Origin of the sequence: Sorangium sp. So ce726, assembly GCF_051521405.1 — a bacterium.
Taxonomy (GTDB): Bacteria; Myxococcota_A; Polyangia; order Polyangiales; family Polyangiaceae; genus Sorangium.
Genome location: NZ_CP150349.1, coordinates 740019 through 755535, shown reverse-complemented (window position 1 = coordinate 755535; position 15517 = coordinate 740019). Strand labels below are relative to the sequence as shown.

The following is a 15517-nucleotide window of genomic DNA, read 5'->3' as shown; positions in this document are numbered from 1 at the left end:
GCACGCCAGGCACGCCGCCGGGCGGGCAGGCGCCCGGCGCCAGGATCCGGGTTGCCCCGGGCGGCCTCGGCCACTACGCTCCGACACATTTGGCTTGTGAGGAACCGTGGTCCATGCGCCAGCTCAGTCCGCGTTCTCTGATTTCGTCCTGCTCCTTCTCTCCGCAGCGCCCAAGCTCGGGCTGCCGATCGACGCGGTCCTGCGCAACGCCGCGCTCCCGCCGGAGGCGCTCCGCCAGCGCGGGTTGCCGATCTCTCTGAGCGTGGCGCGGCAGATATGGTCCTCCGCCGAGAAGATGAGCGGCAATCCGCTGCTCGGGCTGCACGCCGCGCAGGGGCTCGAGGTCGGCTCGCTCGATCTCCTGGACTACCTGACACGCAGCAGCAGCAGCTTTGGCACAGCGCTGGAGCGCGTCATCCGCTTCGCTCCGCTGGTCGCCAATGGGGGCGTCCTGAGCCTCGAGGTGACCGGTCGCCGCGCGCATTTCCGCCACGTCTCGCCGGACGGCGTGCCCGCCGTCGCGGACCTCATCGTCAGCTTGATGGTGCTCCGGACGCGGGCGTTCTCGGGCGAGCACATCCGCCCGCAGGCGGTGCGCTTCCGGCACCGCCGCGAGCGCGTCGCAGGCGAGTACGAGCGCGTCTTCGACGCGCGGGTCGAGTTCGATGCCCCCTGTGACGAGCTGGTCTTCGATCGGGATCTCCTGGAGCTGCCCTTCCATTCCGCCGAGCCGCGCCTCTGTGAGATCCTCGAGGACTGCGCGGCGGCGCGCCTGCAGGCGCTCGGCAAGGCGAGCGGGGCGCCGGCGGCCGCCGCCGTCCCGTCGAGCTTCGTCGATGACGTCCGACAGGCCCTCCAGCTCTGCATCGCCCAGGGCAACCCGAACATCGATCGCGTCGCCGAGCACCTCGGCGTGAGCTCGCGGACGGTCCAGCGGCTGCTGCGAGAGCAGGGCACGTCGCACCGCGCCCTGTTGATGGAAGCGCGAACCGAGCTGGCGAACCGCTACCTGGCCTCGTCCAACCCAACGAGGCGCGCGCTCGCCGCCGGGCTCGGCTATGGGAGCACGCGCTCGGTGTCCCGCGCGCTGCGCCGCCGGTGAGCCGGAGCTCACCGGCGGTCCCGATAGACAGGGACGCCACGCGCGCGCGGTCCATGACGAGTCAGCGGCGCGTCGCGCCGAGACCGTCACGCAGCGTCACGGATACCATTGAATCCGAAGCTGCCTGTTGCTGGTCGTGCTCACCTGGTAGACAACGTCGTTCGCGGTGCCCGGGAACGGGATCGTGGTCGTCGAGGACCAGCTGTTCGACGGGGCGTTCTGGGGCGTCCCGCCGTTGACCGATACGCTGACGCCGTTCAGCGGCACGCCGTCCGTCGGGCTCATCTGCAGCGTCAGGGTCGACGGCGTCCAGCCGGTCGGGAGGCTCGTTCGATCGATCCGGAAGCACGAGGTCCCGTTGACCGACGCGACGATCGCCGTGCTCATCGGCCCGATGCTCTGGCAGGGAGGCGCGGGGTCCTTGTAGAACCCGAACGTGTGCTGCCGCGTGAACATCGGGATCGTGGCGCTGCCGGCGTAGTCGGCGAACACCGTGACGTCGTGGCTCCCCACCTCGGCGAACTGGCCGACCTTCAGCGAGTAGACACCGTCGTTGGCCGTCGTGTCGCCGTGCGCGGCGGCGCCGTCGTCGTGGAACGACAGGGGCGTGACCGCGCCGCTCGGGCCGGTCATCTCCGCGCTGACCGTGGCGCCCACGACCGGGCTGCCCAGGTGGGTCACCTCGGCCTCGACGACGAGCGGCGCCGTCCCGACGCGCAGCGTGCTCGGCGTGACCTGGAGCTTGATCGTGTCGGCCAGGGTCGATACCGCGGAGTAGACGTAGATGGGCTGATCCGAGGTGTTGACGGCGCAGAACTGCCAGAACCCCTCCTCGTACGCCTGCGTCAGGTTCAGGGAGAAGCGCTTGAAGTTCTCGGCCGAGAAGAAGGTCAGGTCGGAGCCAGACGCGGCGAAATTCGCCTCGGTGATCTCGGACGTCTGATCCCACGGAGGAAGCAAGTAGACCTCCGGCGCGGCCGCCCCGACGAAGATCATCGTGAAATCCACGATCTGCGCCGCCGAGACCAGCGTGTCCGCGCACGCGAACGACAGCGGCGACGAAGGCGACGGAGGCGGGATCTGCGTCAGTCCCTGGTCGATCATGCCGCCATCGCGGCAATCGTTCGCCATGCGGTTGAACGCGCCGATCAGCTCGAGCTGATCGACCGCGGTGTCGCTGTCGGCGCGCAGGTAGAGCCCTGGCGAGAACCCGTAGTTCGCCGCGATGTCGCTCATCATCGCCTCATCCGCCCCCGACCCGAGCGCGATCGAGTGGACCTCGTCCACGCGGCTGAAATAGTCCGCGTAGACGTCGCTCGGGGCCGGCGGCGTGTTGTGCTGCCCGTCGGAGAGCAGGATGACGCACTCTCGCGCGCTCTTGGTCGGGCTCTCGGAGACCAGCATGTCGAGCGCCTCCTGGAGGCCGGCCCCGATCGAGGTCGACCCGTCGGCGACGAGCGCCTCGACCGCCGTGTCCAGGCCGGACGCCGGCAGCGCCGTCATGGGGTACGTGACCGACGAGGTGTCGGAGTAGCTCGCGACGCCGAGCAGCTCGGTGAACGACTGCGACGCTGGCACGTTGCTCGATATGAGCGTGTTCCAGTAGATCTTGGCCGCCTTCTTCGCGAGCTCGATGCGGTCGCCGTACATGCTGCCGGACCGGTCGATGATCACCACATGGTTGGTGTCCAGCGGGGCGACCTGGGCCAGCGCCGCCGACGCCCCCGCCATGCTCATGAGGAGACCGCCAGCGACGCCTGCAAACATTCTGAATGAGCTTCTCATCATCTCCAATCCTTCTTGAGTGTCGATCAAAACCAAAGGTCGAGAGCGGGGCGCGGCTTCGTATCTGCGCCCCGCCCTATCGCGCCGGCGTTCAGGGCCTCCGGAACACCACCTCGAGCTTGGGGCGCCGCGCGGCGTTCGCGTGATCGCTCGACGTGAACGAGACCTCTCGCCACTTCACCACCTCGTCCTGGAGCCGCATCAGGAAGCCGCGGTTGTTCGCGGGCGCGCTCAGCATGTCCCGCACGAGCGCCGTCACGTCGACGCGCTCGTAGTCCTGAACGTCCGACGTGCTCTGCGGCAGGAGCACCTGGTTGAGCGTCGTGGTCGTGGGCTGGTTGGCCCAGGTCACGGTGTTCTCCTGCCACGCCGAGGTGACGCGCTGGAGCAGGAAGGCGTTGGAGCCGCCGAGCGTCGCGTGCCCCGGGGAGAGGCCGTTCGAGGTGCCCTGGCCGTAGAGGCGCGCGCCGGGATCGGCGTAGAGGCTGAGGCGCGCCCGCTCGATCGTGGAGCCCGCCGGGATGGTCGACAGATCGAAGCGGAAGAGGCTCCGGTTCGTGTATTTGACGTCGCTGGACGTCCACAGCCCCGCGGTCAGGTTCGGGGAATTCCCGTTGTTGGTCCCGGCGCCCGAGCTCAGGCTGGTGATGGTCGCGTCGACGCCGGCGCTGCCGGGCTGGATCTCCAGCCGCTCCGGCGCGTTCTCGCAGCGGCCGCCGGCGGTGAACACGCCGCTCACCGCGTCGCACTGCGCCTCGTAGGTCGGCGTGTGGCAGGTGCCGTCGGGCTCCGTGCACGAGCCGATGGGCTCGGCCCCGCAGGCGTCGATCTGCGCGCAGCTGTAGCCGCTCACGAAGTAGCCGCCGGCCTCACGGCAGCTCGCGCTGGAGCCGATGCCGCCCGTGCCGAGATCGGTGCAGGTCTGGGACCGGCAACACGCGCCCTTCGTCTCGAGGAGGCAGCTCGACGAGCAGCCGTCTCCGCTCTGCGTGTCGCCGTCGTCGCACTGCTCGGACGCCTGCTTCACGCCGTCGCCGCAGCAGCGCTCGACGGTCACGCCCGCGTTCTTCACGACGGAGCACTGGATGACGTCGTCCTCGGGGCCCTGGCACGTCCCGCTCACGCACGTCTGCCCCGGTCCGGTCGTGCAATCCGCGTCGTCCATGCACGTGCAAGGCACGGTGTCCTCGGAGTGGTCGTCGAAGCACGCCTCCACCTCGGCGAGCCACGTCTCGGCCAGGGCGCTGCGGCGCACCAGGTTGAACGCCTCGAGCCCGTTGCTCGTGTCGTACAGGATCTTGGTCAGATCGAACGTGGGCGTCGGGTTGTTGACGACGGCGCCGCTGAAGTCGCCGAGCCGCAGCTGGTTGGAGACGGGGGAGCGCTGCGTGTCGAGGCAGCCCCAGTGCATCAGCAGGTACAGGTGCGCCTCCTGACACGGGAAATTGAGGTTGCCACGCAAGCCGCTCACCGGTCCGACGTAGGAGCAGGTCCCGGTCACGAACGTCTCGGCGAGCGCGTCCTTGTCCTGCAGCCAGTCCATCATGGGCCGACCGTCGATGCAGAGGTTCTCCATCGTGGACACCTGCTCTCCCAGCGCGAAGCCGAAGTCGATGACCTCCTGCACGCTGGCCTTCACGTCGTCCGTGGTGGGGGGCAGCGGGTCCTCCGCGTAGAGCGGCATCTCGTCCTTGCACCACGAGAGGAAGTCGGCGGTCTCCGACGTGATGGCCGCGTAACGGGTCACCTCCTCCTTCTGGTAGTTCGTCACCTCGCCGAGCGACGTGCTGTCCCACTGGTACGTCGCCTCGAGCCCTGGCTGGAACTTGGCCTTGGCGACCGAGCCGATATCCCAGGATCGGCGCCAGTCCCACAGCGTGAACTTCCTCGGCTTCTTGAAGAGCTTGAACTCGAGGCCGACGTGGATGCCCGCGTTGAGCGCGGCGATCAGCTCGATCTCGCTCATGCCGTAGGTGGCGATCGCGTGGGCGGGCGCCTCGGGGTTCCTGAGGCCCCAGATCACCTGCTCGGCGTACTGGGCGCCGGCCTGCGGCGCGCACGCGCCGTCGGGCGTGCAGACCTGACCGTAGCCGCAGACGGTGTCCGCGGTGGAAGAATCGTAGTTGCAGCGGCGGGTGCACGCGCCCTCGACGCACGTGCGGCCTGGCTCGCTCGCGCAGCTCGGGTTCGGCTCCCCGCTGCACAGGCAGGGGACCGGCGCGCCGCCCGCGGTGCACAGCTTCTTCACGGCGTCGCAGGTCTCGCCGCTCGCGCAGTCGGCGTTCGACGTGCAGCCGCACGCGGACTGGAAGCCGGCCTGGAGCGGGTGGCAGCCGGGGCCCCTCCAGTCGACGACATCGCTCCGGGTCTCGGTCACGCAGCGGTACGCACCGAAGTTGCCGGGGCACTCGGACTCCGTGACGTCGTACACGACGGCTCCCGGGACCGATGCGTCGCAGTTGCTCCCGAGCTTGCGGACCGTATACGGCAGCGTATCGCTCACATAGATGTCGCCCGACGGCAGCACGGCGAGGCCGCCGGGCAGCTCGAAGACGGCCGTCGTGACCAGGCCGTCCTGCCATACGGTGCCAGGCGCGCCGGCGACCGTGGCCGTGGCGCCGAGCGCCGGGTCGAAGCGCCGGATTCGACCAGGCCTGTTGCCTTCGCCGATGAACACGCTGCCAGCGCCGTCGATCGCCAGCGCCTGCGGCGAGGTGAGCCGGGCGGCCGTCCCGACGCCGTCCGCGGAGCCCGCGGCGCCGTTGCCTGCCACGGTGGTGACCATCGAGGTCGCGATCTCGTACCGGCGCAGCGAGTGATTGAACGCGTCGGCGATGTAGAGGTTGCCGCGCCCGTCGGCGACGATGCCGGCCGGCTCGGCGAAGCGCGCGGTCGTCCCCACGCCGTCGGCGTTCCCGGACAAGGGCGCCTTGCCGGCGACCGCGATGTTCGCGCCCGTCGCCAGATCGATCCAGATCAGCGTGCGGTTCGCGCTGTCGGTGACGTACAGGTGGCCTCCGACCACGGCCACGTCACGCGGCGTGCCGACCACCGTGCGGTCGGCGATCGTCGTGACCTGGTTGTTGCTCAGCGTGAGCTTGCGGATCGTGCGGCTGCCGCGATCCGCGAGGTAGAGGGCGCCGTCGTGGAGCGTGATGCCCGAGAGGGTGTTGAACCGCGCGGCGGTGCCCACGCCATCGGCGGTGCCCGCGGAGGTCGACCCCGCGATCGTGGTCACCGCGCCGCTCGTCAGGTCGATGCGGCGCACGGCGGTCCGATCCGCGACGTAGAGCATCCGGGTGGCCGCGTCATAGGCCAGATCGCCGGCCTGGAGGAAGCGGGCCTGCGCGTAGCTGCCGTTCGTGAGGGCGCGCGACCCGGCCAGACCGAAGGGCGACGACGCCACGGGGAGGCAGCAGACGCCGTGCTTCTGGCAGCCCGAGATGTCGCGGAGATCGTCGCTGCGCACGTCGGTCACGCAGGTGCCGTCGCTGTCACACTCGTCACAGGTCTTGTTCGCGTTCCACTTGGCGGTGAAGCCTTGCTTGAAGGCGCTCTTGAGCAGCTTGGCCTGCTTCTCCTTCATGAAGGTGGCGAACAGCTCGTACGAGAGCTTGCCAGAGTCGCACCACTCCTCGGTGATCCCCGTCCAGTCGTCGATGCAGGCGCGGCCGCCGGTGATGAAGGTGAGGCAGCAGGAGTTGTTGGTGTCGAGCGGGGAGCAGCCGAGGTTCAGCTCCGACTCCTCGACCAGCCGGTTCGAGCAGTACGTCTGATCCTTGTGGTTGAAGACGGGCTTGCACTCGAGGTCCTCGTCGGGGTTGCTGTTCACGAGCGCCCGCTCGAGCGAGGTGTTGAGATCGACGACGCCGCCGGAGCCGCTCGGCCTGAGATCCACGGAGAAGCCGATGCTCGCCTCGACGCCGACCTTCAGCCGCTTGCCGAGCGGCACGCCGAGGAAGAGCTTCGCGCCGATCTCCGGCTTCACCGAGACCTCCGTCCCCGCCTCGCCGGTCACGTCCGGCGCCTGGAACGGGTGCATGTCGCGACCGAAATCGACATCCCCGATCTTGTGGTTCGTGTGCTTGTTGAGCGCCTCCTGCAGGCGCTTGCGCATGAAATAGGCCTCGTCGTACCACTTGACCCCGGCGCCGAGCCGGAAGTACGGGATGAGGAACGCGCCGGGGACCGGGGGGAGCGGGATCTTCGTCAGCTCCTTCTCGATCGGCTTCATCCGCATATCCAGGTTGAGCGCAGCGGCCATGATGGCGGCGGAGCGCCCTTCCCAGTCCTCGACCGGCTCCGCCGCGTCCCTGGGCCAGGTGGCCGGGCTCGGAGCGCCGCTCGGCGTGTAGTCCGCCGTGTAGGAGAACGGCATGTAGGTCCCGATGAGGAACTCCTGCGGAGACACCCGGCCGTCGTGATCGGTGTCGAGCGATTCGGTCTGATCCTCGTCCGCGAGGTAGAAGACCCCGTTCTTCTTGGCGGCGGAGAGGCTCAAGCCCCCGCCGCCCGAGTGGCCGAAGGCCGCGATGCCGAGGGGGGCTTCGCGGTTGAACCACTTGTAGCCGTCGAGCTGCATGTTGAACTCCGTCCCCGGAAGGATGCTCAACGTCTTGCCGAACGCCGTCACGGCGAAGCCGCCGGTGCGCATCTGGGCGCGCCGCTCCTCGCTCAGGTTATGCGACGTGTAGCGGCCGCCGATGCCCCACTTGCCGTCGCCGCTCTCGACCATCGTGGCGTACGCGCCATGGCCGGCCCAGGGGATGCACATGTGCAGATCGGGCCGCTGCTCGGAGTAGCTGCCGAGGTGGTAGCCCTCGGTGTAGAGGTCGATATAACACTGGATCTTCGCGAGCAGCTCCGTCGCGTTCTCGAGCTCGCCGCCGGCCTGCTCCAGGAAGTCGGCGAAGCGCCCGTCGGAGATCTCGCCGGCCATCTTGTCGAGCCACTTGACCGCCTTGAAGGCCCATTTGTACTTGCCCGCCTCGGTCTGCTGGACGTCGTTGGAGAGCCAGACGAGCACGCCGGTGCTGCAGGTGTTCGTCGGCGTCGTGACCGGGTCGCAGAAGTCGGAGCACTCCTCGTAGGTCGTCTTGCTCTTCTGGATGACGTCCAGACACCCGGCGGCCACGCGCTGGGTGCAGATGCACTTGCCCTTGTCCGCGTCCGCGACCGGCTCCGTGTCGGCGGCGTTGATCGCCTCGGCCGTCTTGTTGATGATCGACGAGAGGAGCTGCATCGACTGCAGGACGTGGAAGTTCGTCGTGATGTTCTGGAGGTCGGCGCCCTTCGGGTTGGGGTTCTCCGGCATCTTGCCGAGCAGGTTCGGGTCGCACGCCTTGGGCTTGAACTCGAAGCCTGAGCCTCCGCCGGCCCCGCTTGCGCTGCTGGCGCTGCTCGACGCGCTGCTGGCGCTGCTCGACGCGCTCGCGGCGCCCGAGCCGGTCTCGAACTCCTCGAAGACGGGGTCCGGCCGATCGGGCTGCTGAGACCACCTTGGCCAGCTCGGGGCGCCGCTCTGGCAGCCCACGTCGTCCGCGGAGCAGAGCGCTTGTTGCACGCTTCCGATGGGCTCGTTCGGCTCGCTCGGCTCGTCGGCGCCGCCCGCGCAGGCCGATGCGACGATGCCCAGGCACAGGAGGAGCGGGAGTCGCCCCGCGCGCCTGGGATCCGCGAGGGCGTCTCGTGATTGGATGAGCTGACGTATCAGCATGGACCTGAGAGCTGTCATTGAATCAACCCCGACGGCCTGATCGGCCGAGATGAGCGGACGTGACGCGGTCGGCCGCCGTGCCCGCTCGCGGAGCGGCTCGCGGTCTCCCATCGTTGCGTGGATTAGCTGCCTCCGGGCCGGAGGCGAAGGCGACAAAACGCGCCAGGCGCTGACAAAACCCGCCACGCGCCGCGCGGGCCCGGTTCACCGCTTGAAAATACGGCAGGGTATACCCCAGCTAACCAGGCGCCCTCATCGCCTGGAACCCCCACGACCGAACCCCCGGACCGCGACATCCATGACCTGCCCCGACGATTGCCTGACACGCGCGCTATCGACTCGACCTGGCCCGGCGCCCCGAGCGCGCCGCCGGCGCTGGCCGCGCTTCTTCGCGACCGCGGCCCTGGCCGCCCTCGCGCTCACGACGTCCGCGTGCGACCCGGGAACTCCCTCGCCTCCCGGCGAACAGGGCGCGCCGGACGATCTCGCGCTCTCTGCCTCGCTCGGCCTCTCCGCAAGCGCCACGACGGAAGCCGGCGCCGCCGCGGCGCTCCCGGTCCCCTCCCCGGCGCCGCTCGGCGGAGCGCCGGTGAGCGGGTTCGCGGACCTGCACTTCCACATGATGTCGGAGGAGGCGTTCGGGGGTGGATGGCTCCACGGCAAGCACGACGGCGCCGGCGCCCTGGACGATTGCGACGGCGGCAGTCCAGGGAGCGATCACGCGCGCGTTCAACAGGGCCTCAGCGGGCTCCTGGACCACTGCCCTCAGTCGACGATGCTCGATCTGGCCAGCGGCGGCGCGCTGTCAGCGCTGCTCGGCCTGGGCGGCGGCATCGGCGGCTCGGAGGTGATCGGCCAGACGGAGGGGACGAGCGGCGACACAGGGCTCCACCTCGAGCGAAAGCGCTTCTCCGAGGGGTGGCCGCGCTGGGACACCATCGCTCACCAGCAGGGTCACGTGAGCTGGCTGCGCGCGGCCCACGATCGCGGGCTGAGCCTCATCGTCATGTCGGCGGTGAGCTACGACTGGCTCTGCTCGATCCTTCCGGAGCAGAACCGGCAGCGGGCGTGCGACGAGATGGTGGATGTCGATCTCCAGATCCAGATGACCCACGCGCTGGCCGCTCGCAACGCCGGCTGGATGGAGGTCGCGCTCTCGCCGGCGCACGCCCGGCAGATCATCGGCGCGGGCAAGCTGGCGGTGGTGCTGTCCATCGAGGCCAGCCACCTGTTCGGCCGAGACGTCGACGCGGCGAAGATGCGCGCGCAGCTCGCCAGGTACCACGCCCTGGGGGTCCGGACGCTCCAGCCGGTGCACCAGGTCGACAACGCCTTTGGCGGGGCGGCGCTGCACAACCCGATCTTCCAGCTCGCGCAGTACACCGAGAACTGCTTCATCGACACCGACTGCGGCGCCACCCTCGCGGGGATCACGCTGGGCATGGATGTCGACGCGAGCTGCCGCAACGTGCGCGGGCTGACGCCCCTCGGCGAGGCGCTCGTCGGCGAGATGATGGACCGGGGGATGCTGCTCGACGTCGCGCACCTCTCGGAGCGCGGCGTGGATCGGGTGTTCGAGCTGGCGCGGGCGCGCGACTATTATCCCATCTACATCTCCCACGGTCACTTCCGGGAGATCATGGCCCCGGCGGTGGCTGAAAAGGAGAAGTCCACGCCGGCGCGGGTGATCCGGATGCTCCGGCAGACCGGCGGCATCTTCGGCCTGCGCACCGCGCACGACGAGACCCGACAGTACAGCCGCAGCTCCGTCGAGAACAGCTGTCAGGGCTCGTCGCGCTCCTTTGCGCAGGCGTACGAGTATGGGCGGCTCGGCCTGAAGGTCCCCATGGCCTTCGGGGCAGATCTCAACGGCTTCATCCAGCAGACCCGGCCGCGCTTCGGCGAGGACGGCGCCTGCTCGGCGGCGTTCCAGGCAGAGGCCGATTGCCAGGCCTGGGAGCAGCGCGCGCAGGGGCCCGGCCCCCTGGGGACGGCGTTCGACGAGAAGGGCCTGGCCCACGAGGGGATGCTGCCCGACCTCCTGGCCGATCTCGATCGCCTGGGCGTGGACACGACCGGCCTGAGATCCTCGACCGAGTCCTTCCTTCGCATGTGGGAGCGCGCCCAGGGGCCGCGGGCCGGGATGGCCGATCCCGCCGCCGATCTCGACGAGAGCGGCATCGCGCCCTTCGCGACGGCGGAGGAGCGGGAGTCTGCCTATCCCACGAAGTGCGGCGCGGCCTACTGCCCTGGATATCAGGTGCTGGGCGGGAGCTGCCGGTTCAATGAGGAGTGCGAGAGCGGCCAGTGCACGGCCGTCGCCTGCAACGCGATCCCGGGCCGCTGCGTCTGCAACGACGACGCCGATTGCGGCAGCGGCCTCCGCTGCGCGCTCAAGACGCCCGGGGTCGGCGGCGACAACGCCTGCGAGCCGAAGAAGGCCGAGCATCAGCTGTGTACGCGCGACAGCGAGTGCGCCTCCGGCCATTGTGGCGGGCTGATCGCCGGCGCGGGCTTCTGTTACACGCCCGGATCGAAGGCCATCGGCCAGGGGTGCCGTGTGAACGAGGAGTGCCCCAGCAACCGCTGCGGCGATCTCACCCAGACGTGCCTCTGCCGCTCCGACGCGCACTGCGCAGCGGGCCAGTTCTGCGGGTGGGGTACCAACGAGGGCGAGTGCGTCAACAAGCGCGGCCGGGGAGCGGCGTGCACGAAGGACAACCAGTGCGCATCCGGGAACTGCAGGTTCCTCTTCTGCCGCTGACGCGTCACGCAACATGCCACGTCGCCAATCTCACATGCCTGGAGGCAGGTCGATCGCCGGCACCTGACTGACCGCGACGGGAGCGATGACGCGTGAACCTGCCCGCCGTCGAGGAGCGCCCCCACCCCCTCTTCAATGCCTCTCCATCGCCAGGCGCCGGTTCTGCAGGACAAAGCCGTACGCGGCCCCGGAAGAAACCCGACACTCGCGCCGAGGCTAGAAGTCGCGGACGGATCCCGTCCAGCCGGAGCGAGCGCACGGCGCGCGGCCCGGCCTGGGCAACAATCCTCACGCACCGCCGTCTTACCATTCATCACAGTTTTGTATTGCCACATTCCTGGTTCGGCCTATATTCCACACCAATCAACTTTCCTACTGTCCGCCGCGCATCGGCCTCGGCGTACTGCGGCGCTCACGGTTCTCAAGCCCAGGACGCTCGTCCATCATCGCTTCGCTGCATCGGTCAGGGAGCGCAGCGCCGCTCCGCCGATCGGAGAAGCCAGATCACGCCTTGAGAAGCCAGGCAACGCAGGCACGCTGGACGAGCAGCGCGCGTCGACACGATTCCATTCGTTCGAGGGGGGAGACATGGATCTTCGTGACATTTACGGCGTGGGAGACCGCGACCGGAGCAGGGCGGGGCTTCCATGGAAGCTCGCGATCGCGCATGTGGTGAGCAGCTTGAAGGCCGGCGACGCCGAGCGGGTGGTCGTCGATCTGGCGGTGCTCCAGCGCGCTGCAGGCCACGACGTGACCGTGATCGCCATCGCCGATGAGCCGGACGGCCCGCTGGCGGAGCACCTGCGGCGGCGCGGCGTCGAGGTGCAGCTCCTGCCGAAGCGCCGCGGCTTTGACGTGAGCATGACCGCCCGGCTCGTCGCGTTCTTCAGGGCGAGAGGGTCGTCGCTCGTCCATGTGCACGACCAGCTGCCGCTCGTCTATGCCGCGCCCGCGGGCTGGCTCCACCGCGTCCCCGTCATCCACACGAAGCACGGCGCCTCGGAGGATCTGCGAGGCCGGCGATGGCTGCACAGCGCCGCCGCCGCGTTCGTCGACGCCCACGTCGCGGTCTCGCGGCCGACCGCCGAGACCCTGGTCAGCCAGGGCGAGGTCAGCGCCGAGAAGCTGCACGTCATCGCCAGCGGCGTCGATCTATCGCGGTTCGCGCCCGATCCGGTGGCCCGGGCCCGTGTCCGGGCCGAGCTCGGCATCTCGCAGCAGGCCTGGGTGCTCGGGTGCGTGGCGCGCCTCGCTGCCGTGAACAATAACGCATTGCTCCTGCGCGCGGCCGCGCAGGCGCTGCCGGAGGACGGGCGGCTGCTCCTCGTCGGAGATGGCCCGGAGCGCGCGCGGCTCGTCGCGCTCGCGCACGAGCTCGGCCTGTCCGGGCGCGCGCTGTTCGTCGGCAGGCGGCACCGCATGCCCCAGGTGCTCGCGGCGCTCGACGCGTTCGCCGTCTCCTCCACCTCCGAGGGCCTGCCGCTCGCCGTCCTCGAGGCGATGGCGGCCGGGCTCCCCGTCGTCGCGACCGCCGTGGGCGGCGTGCCCACGGCCCTCACCGACGGATACACGGGCTTCCTCGTGCCTTCCGGGGACGCCGAGGCGCTCGCGGCCAGGCTGACGGAGCTCCGCGACACCCCCGCGCTCGCCGCGCGGATGGGTCGGTACGGCCGGAAGGTCACGCTCCAGCGCTACTCCGCTGCCCGCATGGTCGAGCGTTACATGGATCTCTACACTCTGCTGCTCGTACGGCAGCTGCACCGCGGCCTGCCTGCCATCCGGCCGAGCGACTTGCTCGCCTGTGCGCGGAGCACGTCGTTCTTGCAGCGCGCGTTCGGCGTCAGCGCGGCTGCCAAGGCGCCGGGCCGCGGCTGGGGCGCGCCGCACAGCGACGCAGCGGCCAGCGCGCGGACGCGCTCGCCGATCGCGCTGTCGATCTGAGCGAGCGCTGCGGCGCAACTCAAACTCGCCTCGTCCCTGTGCACTCGGAGCCTGGCGGGCGCGGCCTGCGGGGACACGCCTAAGACACCATGAGGTGTTCGAGGAGAATCTTGACCCCGAGGCCGATGAGAACGACCCCCCCAGCGACGTCGAGACGCTTGCCGAGCATCGCCCCGAACCGCCGTCCCGCGAAGAGCCCCGCTGCGCTGAGAAGCGCCGTGACGACGCCGATCGTCACGACGGAGATCGCGAACGGGGCGTTCAACATCGGCAGTGTGATGCCCACGGCGAGGGCGTCGATGCTCGTGGCGATCGCCAACACGAACATCGAGCTCCACGCGAAGGGATCGGCCGTGGTCTCGCCCTCGCCGCTGTTGTCGCCGCGGGCTTCCCAGAGCATCTTTCCACCGATAAACGCGAGCAGTACGAACGCAATCCAGTGGTCCCACGCTTGCACGCGCGGACCGATCCGCGCTCCGAGCAGCCAGCCGATGACGGGCATCAGGGCCTGAGCGCCGCCGAAGAACCCCGCGACGAGCAGGACATGGCGCGCCCGAATCACCGGGACTGACAGCCCTCGTGCCGCCGCGACAGCCGTCGCGTCCATCGCGAGCCCGAGCGCGAGGAGCAAGATCGCGCTGAAATTCATGAGCCCCTCCGCGCGTCACCGACAGAGAGCGGGTGAACCTCGACCGTGACGTGCTGGAGGCTCGCGATCGGGACGAGCGCATCACGGTAGGCGGAAGGCGCCTGAGGGCTCGGTCCCGCGACCGAAACGATGCAGGCGCGCGCGCCTGGACCGATGTCCCACAGGTGGAGATCGACGACGCTCGCCCCTGCGAAGGTCGACTCGATTCGATCGCGGATGCGCTGAGCAAGGGACTCGGAAGGGACGACGTCGAGCAGCTGCTTGGCCGCCTGTCGACAGAGTCCGTAGCTCCACTTCGCGATGACGAGCCCGCCGACGATGCCCATCGCGGCGTCGAGGAACGTCCAGCCAAAGGTGCGCCCACCGAGGAGGGCGAGGATCGCGAGCACGCTGGTCAGCGCGTCCGCGAGGACGTGGAAGTACGCCGCACGCAAGTTGTGGTCGTGCCCGTGGTGGTCGTGGCCATGGGCGTGCTCGTCGTCGTGATCGCCATGGTCATGGTCGTGGTGATCGTGGTCGGAGTGGTCGTCGTGCGCCTCATGATGGTGATCGTCGGCGTGGAGGAGCTTCACGCTGACGAGGTTGACCGCGAGGCCAACGACGGCGACGGGAAGCGCCTCGGAGAAGGCGATCGACTCGGGATGGAGGAAACGGCGCAGCGACTCGACGACCATGAGGAGCGCGATGAGCGCAAGCACGACCGCGCTTGTGTACCCGGCGAGGGCGTGCACCTTGCCTGTCCCGAAGGAGAAGGCGCTCGACCCGGACTGCTTGCGCGCGAACCAGTACGCGAAGGCCGCCATGCCGAGCGCGCCCGCATGCGTGGCCATGTGCCAACCGTCGGCCGTGAGCGCGAGCGAGTTCGTCGCATAGCCGACCACGAGCTCCGCCACCATCATGGCGAAGGTCAGCGCAACGACCCACCGGGTCCTGGCTTCGTGCGAAGACGCGGCGGCGCCGTGGTCGTGGGCGTGTCGAAACTGGGCGAGCTGATCGGATCCCGTGGAGTCGCTCATCGTTGCTTCCTTCACTTCACATAGGCGCGGACGATCTGAACCAGCTCGTCCGCGGCCTCCCGCTGAGGCGCCGTTGCACGCTCCCCGTCGATGACGTGCGTACGGATGTGACCTTCGATGAGCTCGCCCACGAGGCCGTTCAGCGCGCCACGCGCCGAGGTCACCGTCTGCAGGACCTCCGAGCAACCCGCTTCGCCCTCGAGGGCCCGCTCGACCGCTTCGAGCTGCCCACGGATCCGCCGGACACGAGCGATGAGCTTCTTCTTGTTCTCGACCGTGTGCACGCTCATAGTATAGGGGGGTATACTATGTGGATCAAGCGCCACGCGCTGGCCCCTCTCGGAGGCCGGCGACGGTCGGTGCAGGTCCGCCGCCCTCGCCGAGGCCGCTGAGGCCGAGCTCCCAGGGGTTCGGCAGGGTGGACGACGGGGGACGTGCGCCTCGCGTTATCCAAGCTGCCGCATCGCACACATCACCACACTTCACCAGCATCACCACGCGGCAACGCGCACGCTTCCGTCCATTTCATACAAGCGTCCGGGCG

The 15517-nt window shown here is 69.3% G+C and carries 8 protein-coding genes; 3 read left to right on the top strand and 5 right to left on the bottom strand.

Annotated elements, in window-relative coordinates; all coding sequences use genetic code 11:
• The first annotated feature begins 106 nt into the window (after positions 1-106).
• Entirely contained in the window at positions 107-1102 is a 996-nt protein-coding gene (locus tag WME79_RS02765; protein WP_437531509.1) for an AraC family transcriptional regulator ligand-binding domain-containing protein, read from the top strand.
• A 96-nt stretch (positions 1103-1198) separates the two neighbouring features.
• On the opposite strand, the gene WME79_RS02760 is transcribed toward WME79_RS02765, so the two are convergent.
• Together WME79_RS02760 and WME79_RS02755 are read right to left on the bottom strand one after the other, a co-directional pair.
• Positions 1199-2890 (bottom strand): VWA domain-containing protein, encoded by a 1692-nt coding sequence (locus WME79_RS02760; protein WP_437531507.1) that lies wholly within the window; start codon positions 2888-2890, stop codon positions 1199-1201.
• 88 nt (positions 2891-2978) lie between these two features.
• A complete protein-coding gene (locus WME79_RS02755) occupies positions 2979-8603 on the bottom strand; it encodes a DNRLRE domain-containing protein (RefSeq protein ID WP_437531505.1) in 5625 nt (1874 codons plus the stop codon).
• A 298-nt stretch (positions 8604-8901) separates the two neighbouring features.
• Here WME79_RS02755 and WME79_RS02750 point away from each other — a divergent pair, with 298 nt between their 5' ends.
• A complete protein-coding gene (locus WME79_RS02750) occupies positions 8902-11367 on the top strand; it encodes a membrane dipeptidase (protein ID WP_437531503.1) in 2466 nt (821 codons plus the stop codon).
• Positions 11368-11955: 588 nt separating this feature from the next.
• The gene (locus WME79_RS02745; protein WP_437531501.1) at positions 11956-13308 is read left to right on the top strand and encodes a glycosyltransferase; all 1353 of its coding nucleotides are present in this window, start codon (positions 11956-11958) and stop codon (positions 13306-13308) included.
• Between the two features lie 79 nt (positions 13309-13387).
• On the opposite strand, the gene WME79_RS02740 is transcribed toward WME79_RS02745, so the two are convergent.
• From WME79_RS02740 to WME79_RS02730, 3 genes are read right to left on the bottom strand one after another with little or no spacing between them, the layout of a single operon-like run.
• On the bottom strand, positions 13388-13939 hold the full coding sequence (locus WME79_RS02740; RefSeq protein WP_437531499.1) for a manganese efflux pump MntP: 552 nt from the start codon (positions 13937-13939) through the stop codon (positions 13388-13390).
• 14 nt (positions 13940-13953) lie between these two features.
• The gene (gene dmeF, locus WME79_RS02735) at positions 13954-14973 is read right to left on the bottom strand and encodes a CDF family Co(II)/Ni(II) efflux transporter DmeF (RefSeq protein ID WP_437531497.1); all 1020 of its coding nucleotides are present in this window, start codon (positions 14971-14973) and stop codon (positions 13954-13956) included.
• 11 nt (positions 14974-14984) lie between these two features.
• Positions 14985-15263, bottom strand: a complete 279-nt coding sequence (locus WME79_RS02730) for a metal/formaldehyde-sensitive transcriptional repressor (protein ID WP_437531495.1) — start codon at positions 15261-15263, stop codon at positions 14985-14987.
• Between the last annotated feature and the right edge of the window lie 254 nt (positions 15264-15517).

What these genes read in the sequence shown, in the direction of transcription:
- WME79_RS02760 (WP_437531507.1), bottom strand. Translation starts at nt 2,890, where the DNA reads ATGATGAGAAGCTCATTCAGAATGTTTGCAGGCGTCGCTGGCGGTCTC.
- WME79_RS02755 (WP_437531505.1), bottom strand. Translation starts at nt 8,603, where the DNA reads ATGCTGATACGTCAGCTCATCCAATCACGAGACGCCCTCGCGGATCCC.
- WME79_RS02750 (WP_437531503.1), top strand. Translation starts at nt 8,902, where the DNA reads ATGACCTGCCCCGACGATTGCCTGACACGCGCGCTATCGACTCGACCT.
- WME79_RS02745 (WP_437531501.1), top strand. Translation starts at nt 11,956, where the DNA reads ATGGATCTTCGTGACATTTACGGCGTGGGAGACCGCGACCGGAGCAGG.
- dmeF (WP_437531497.1), bottom strand. Translation starts at nt 14,973, where the DNA reads ATGAGCGACTCCACGGGATCCGATCAGCTCGCCCAGTTTCGACACGCC.
- WME79_RS02730 (WP_437531495.1), bottom strand. Translation starts at nt 15,263, where the DNA reads ATGAGCGTGCACACGGTCGAGAACAAGAAGAAGCTCATCGCTCGTGTC.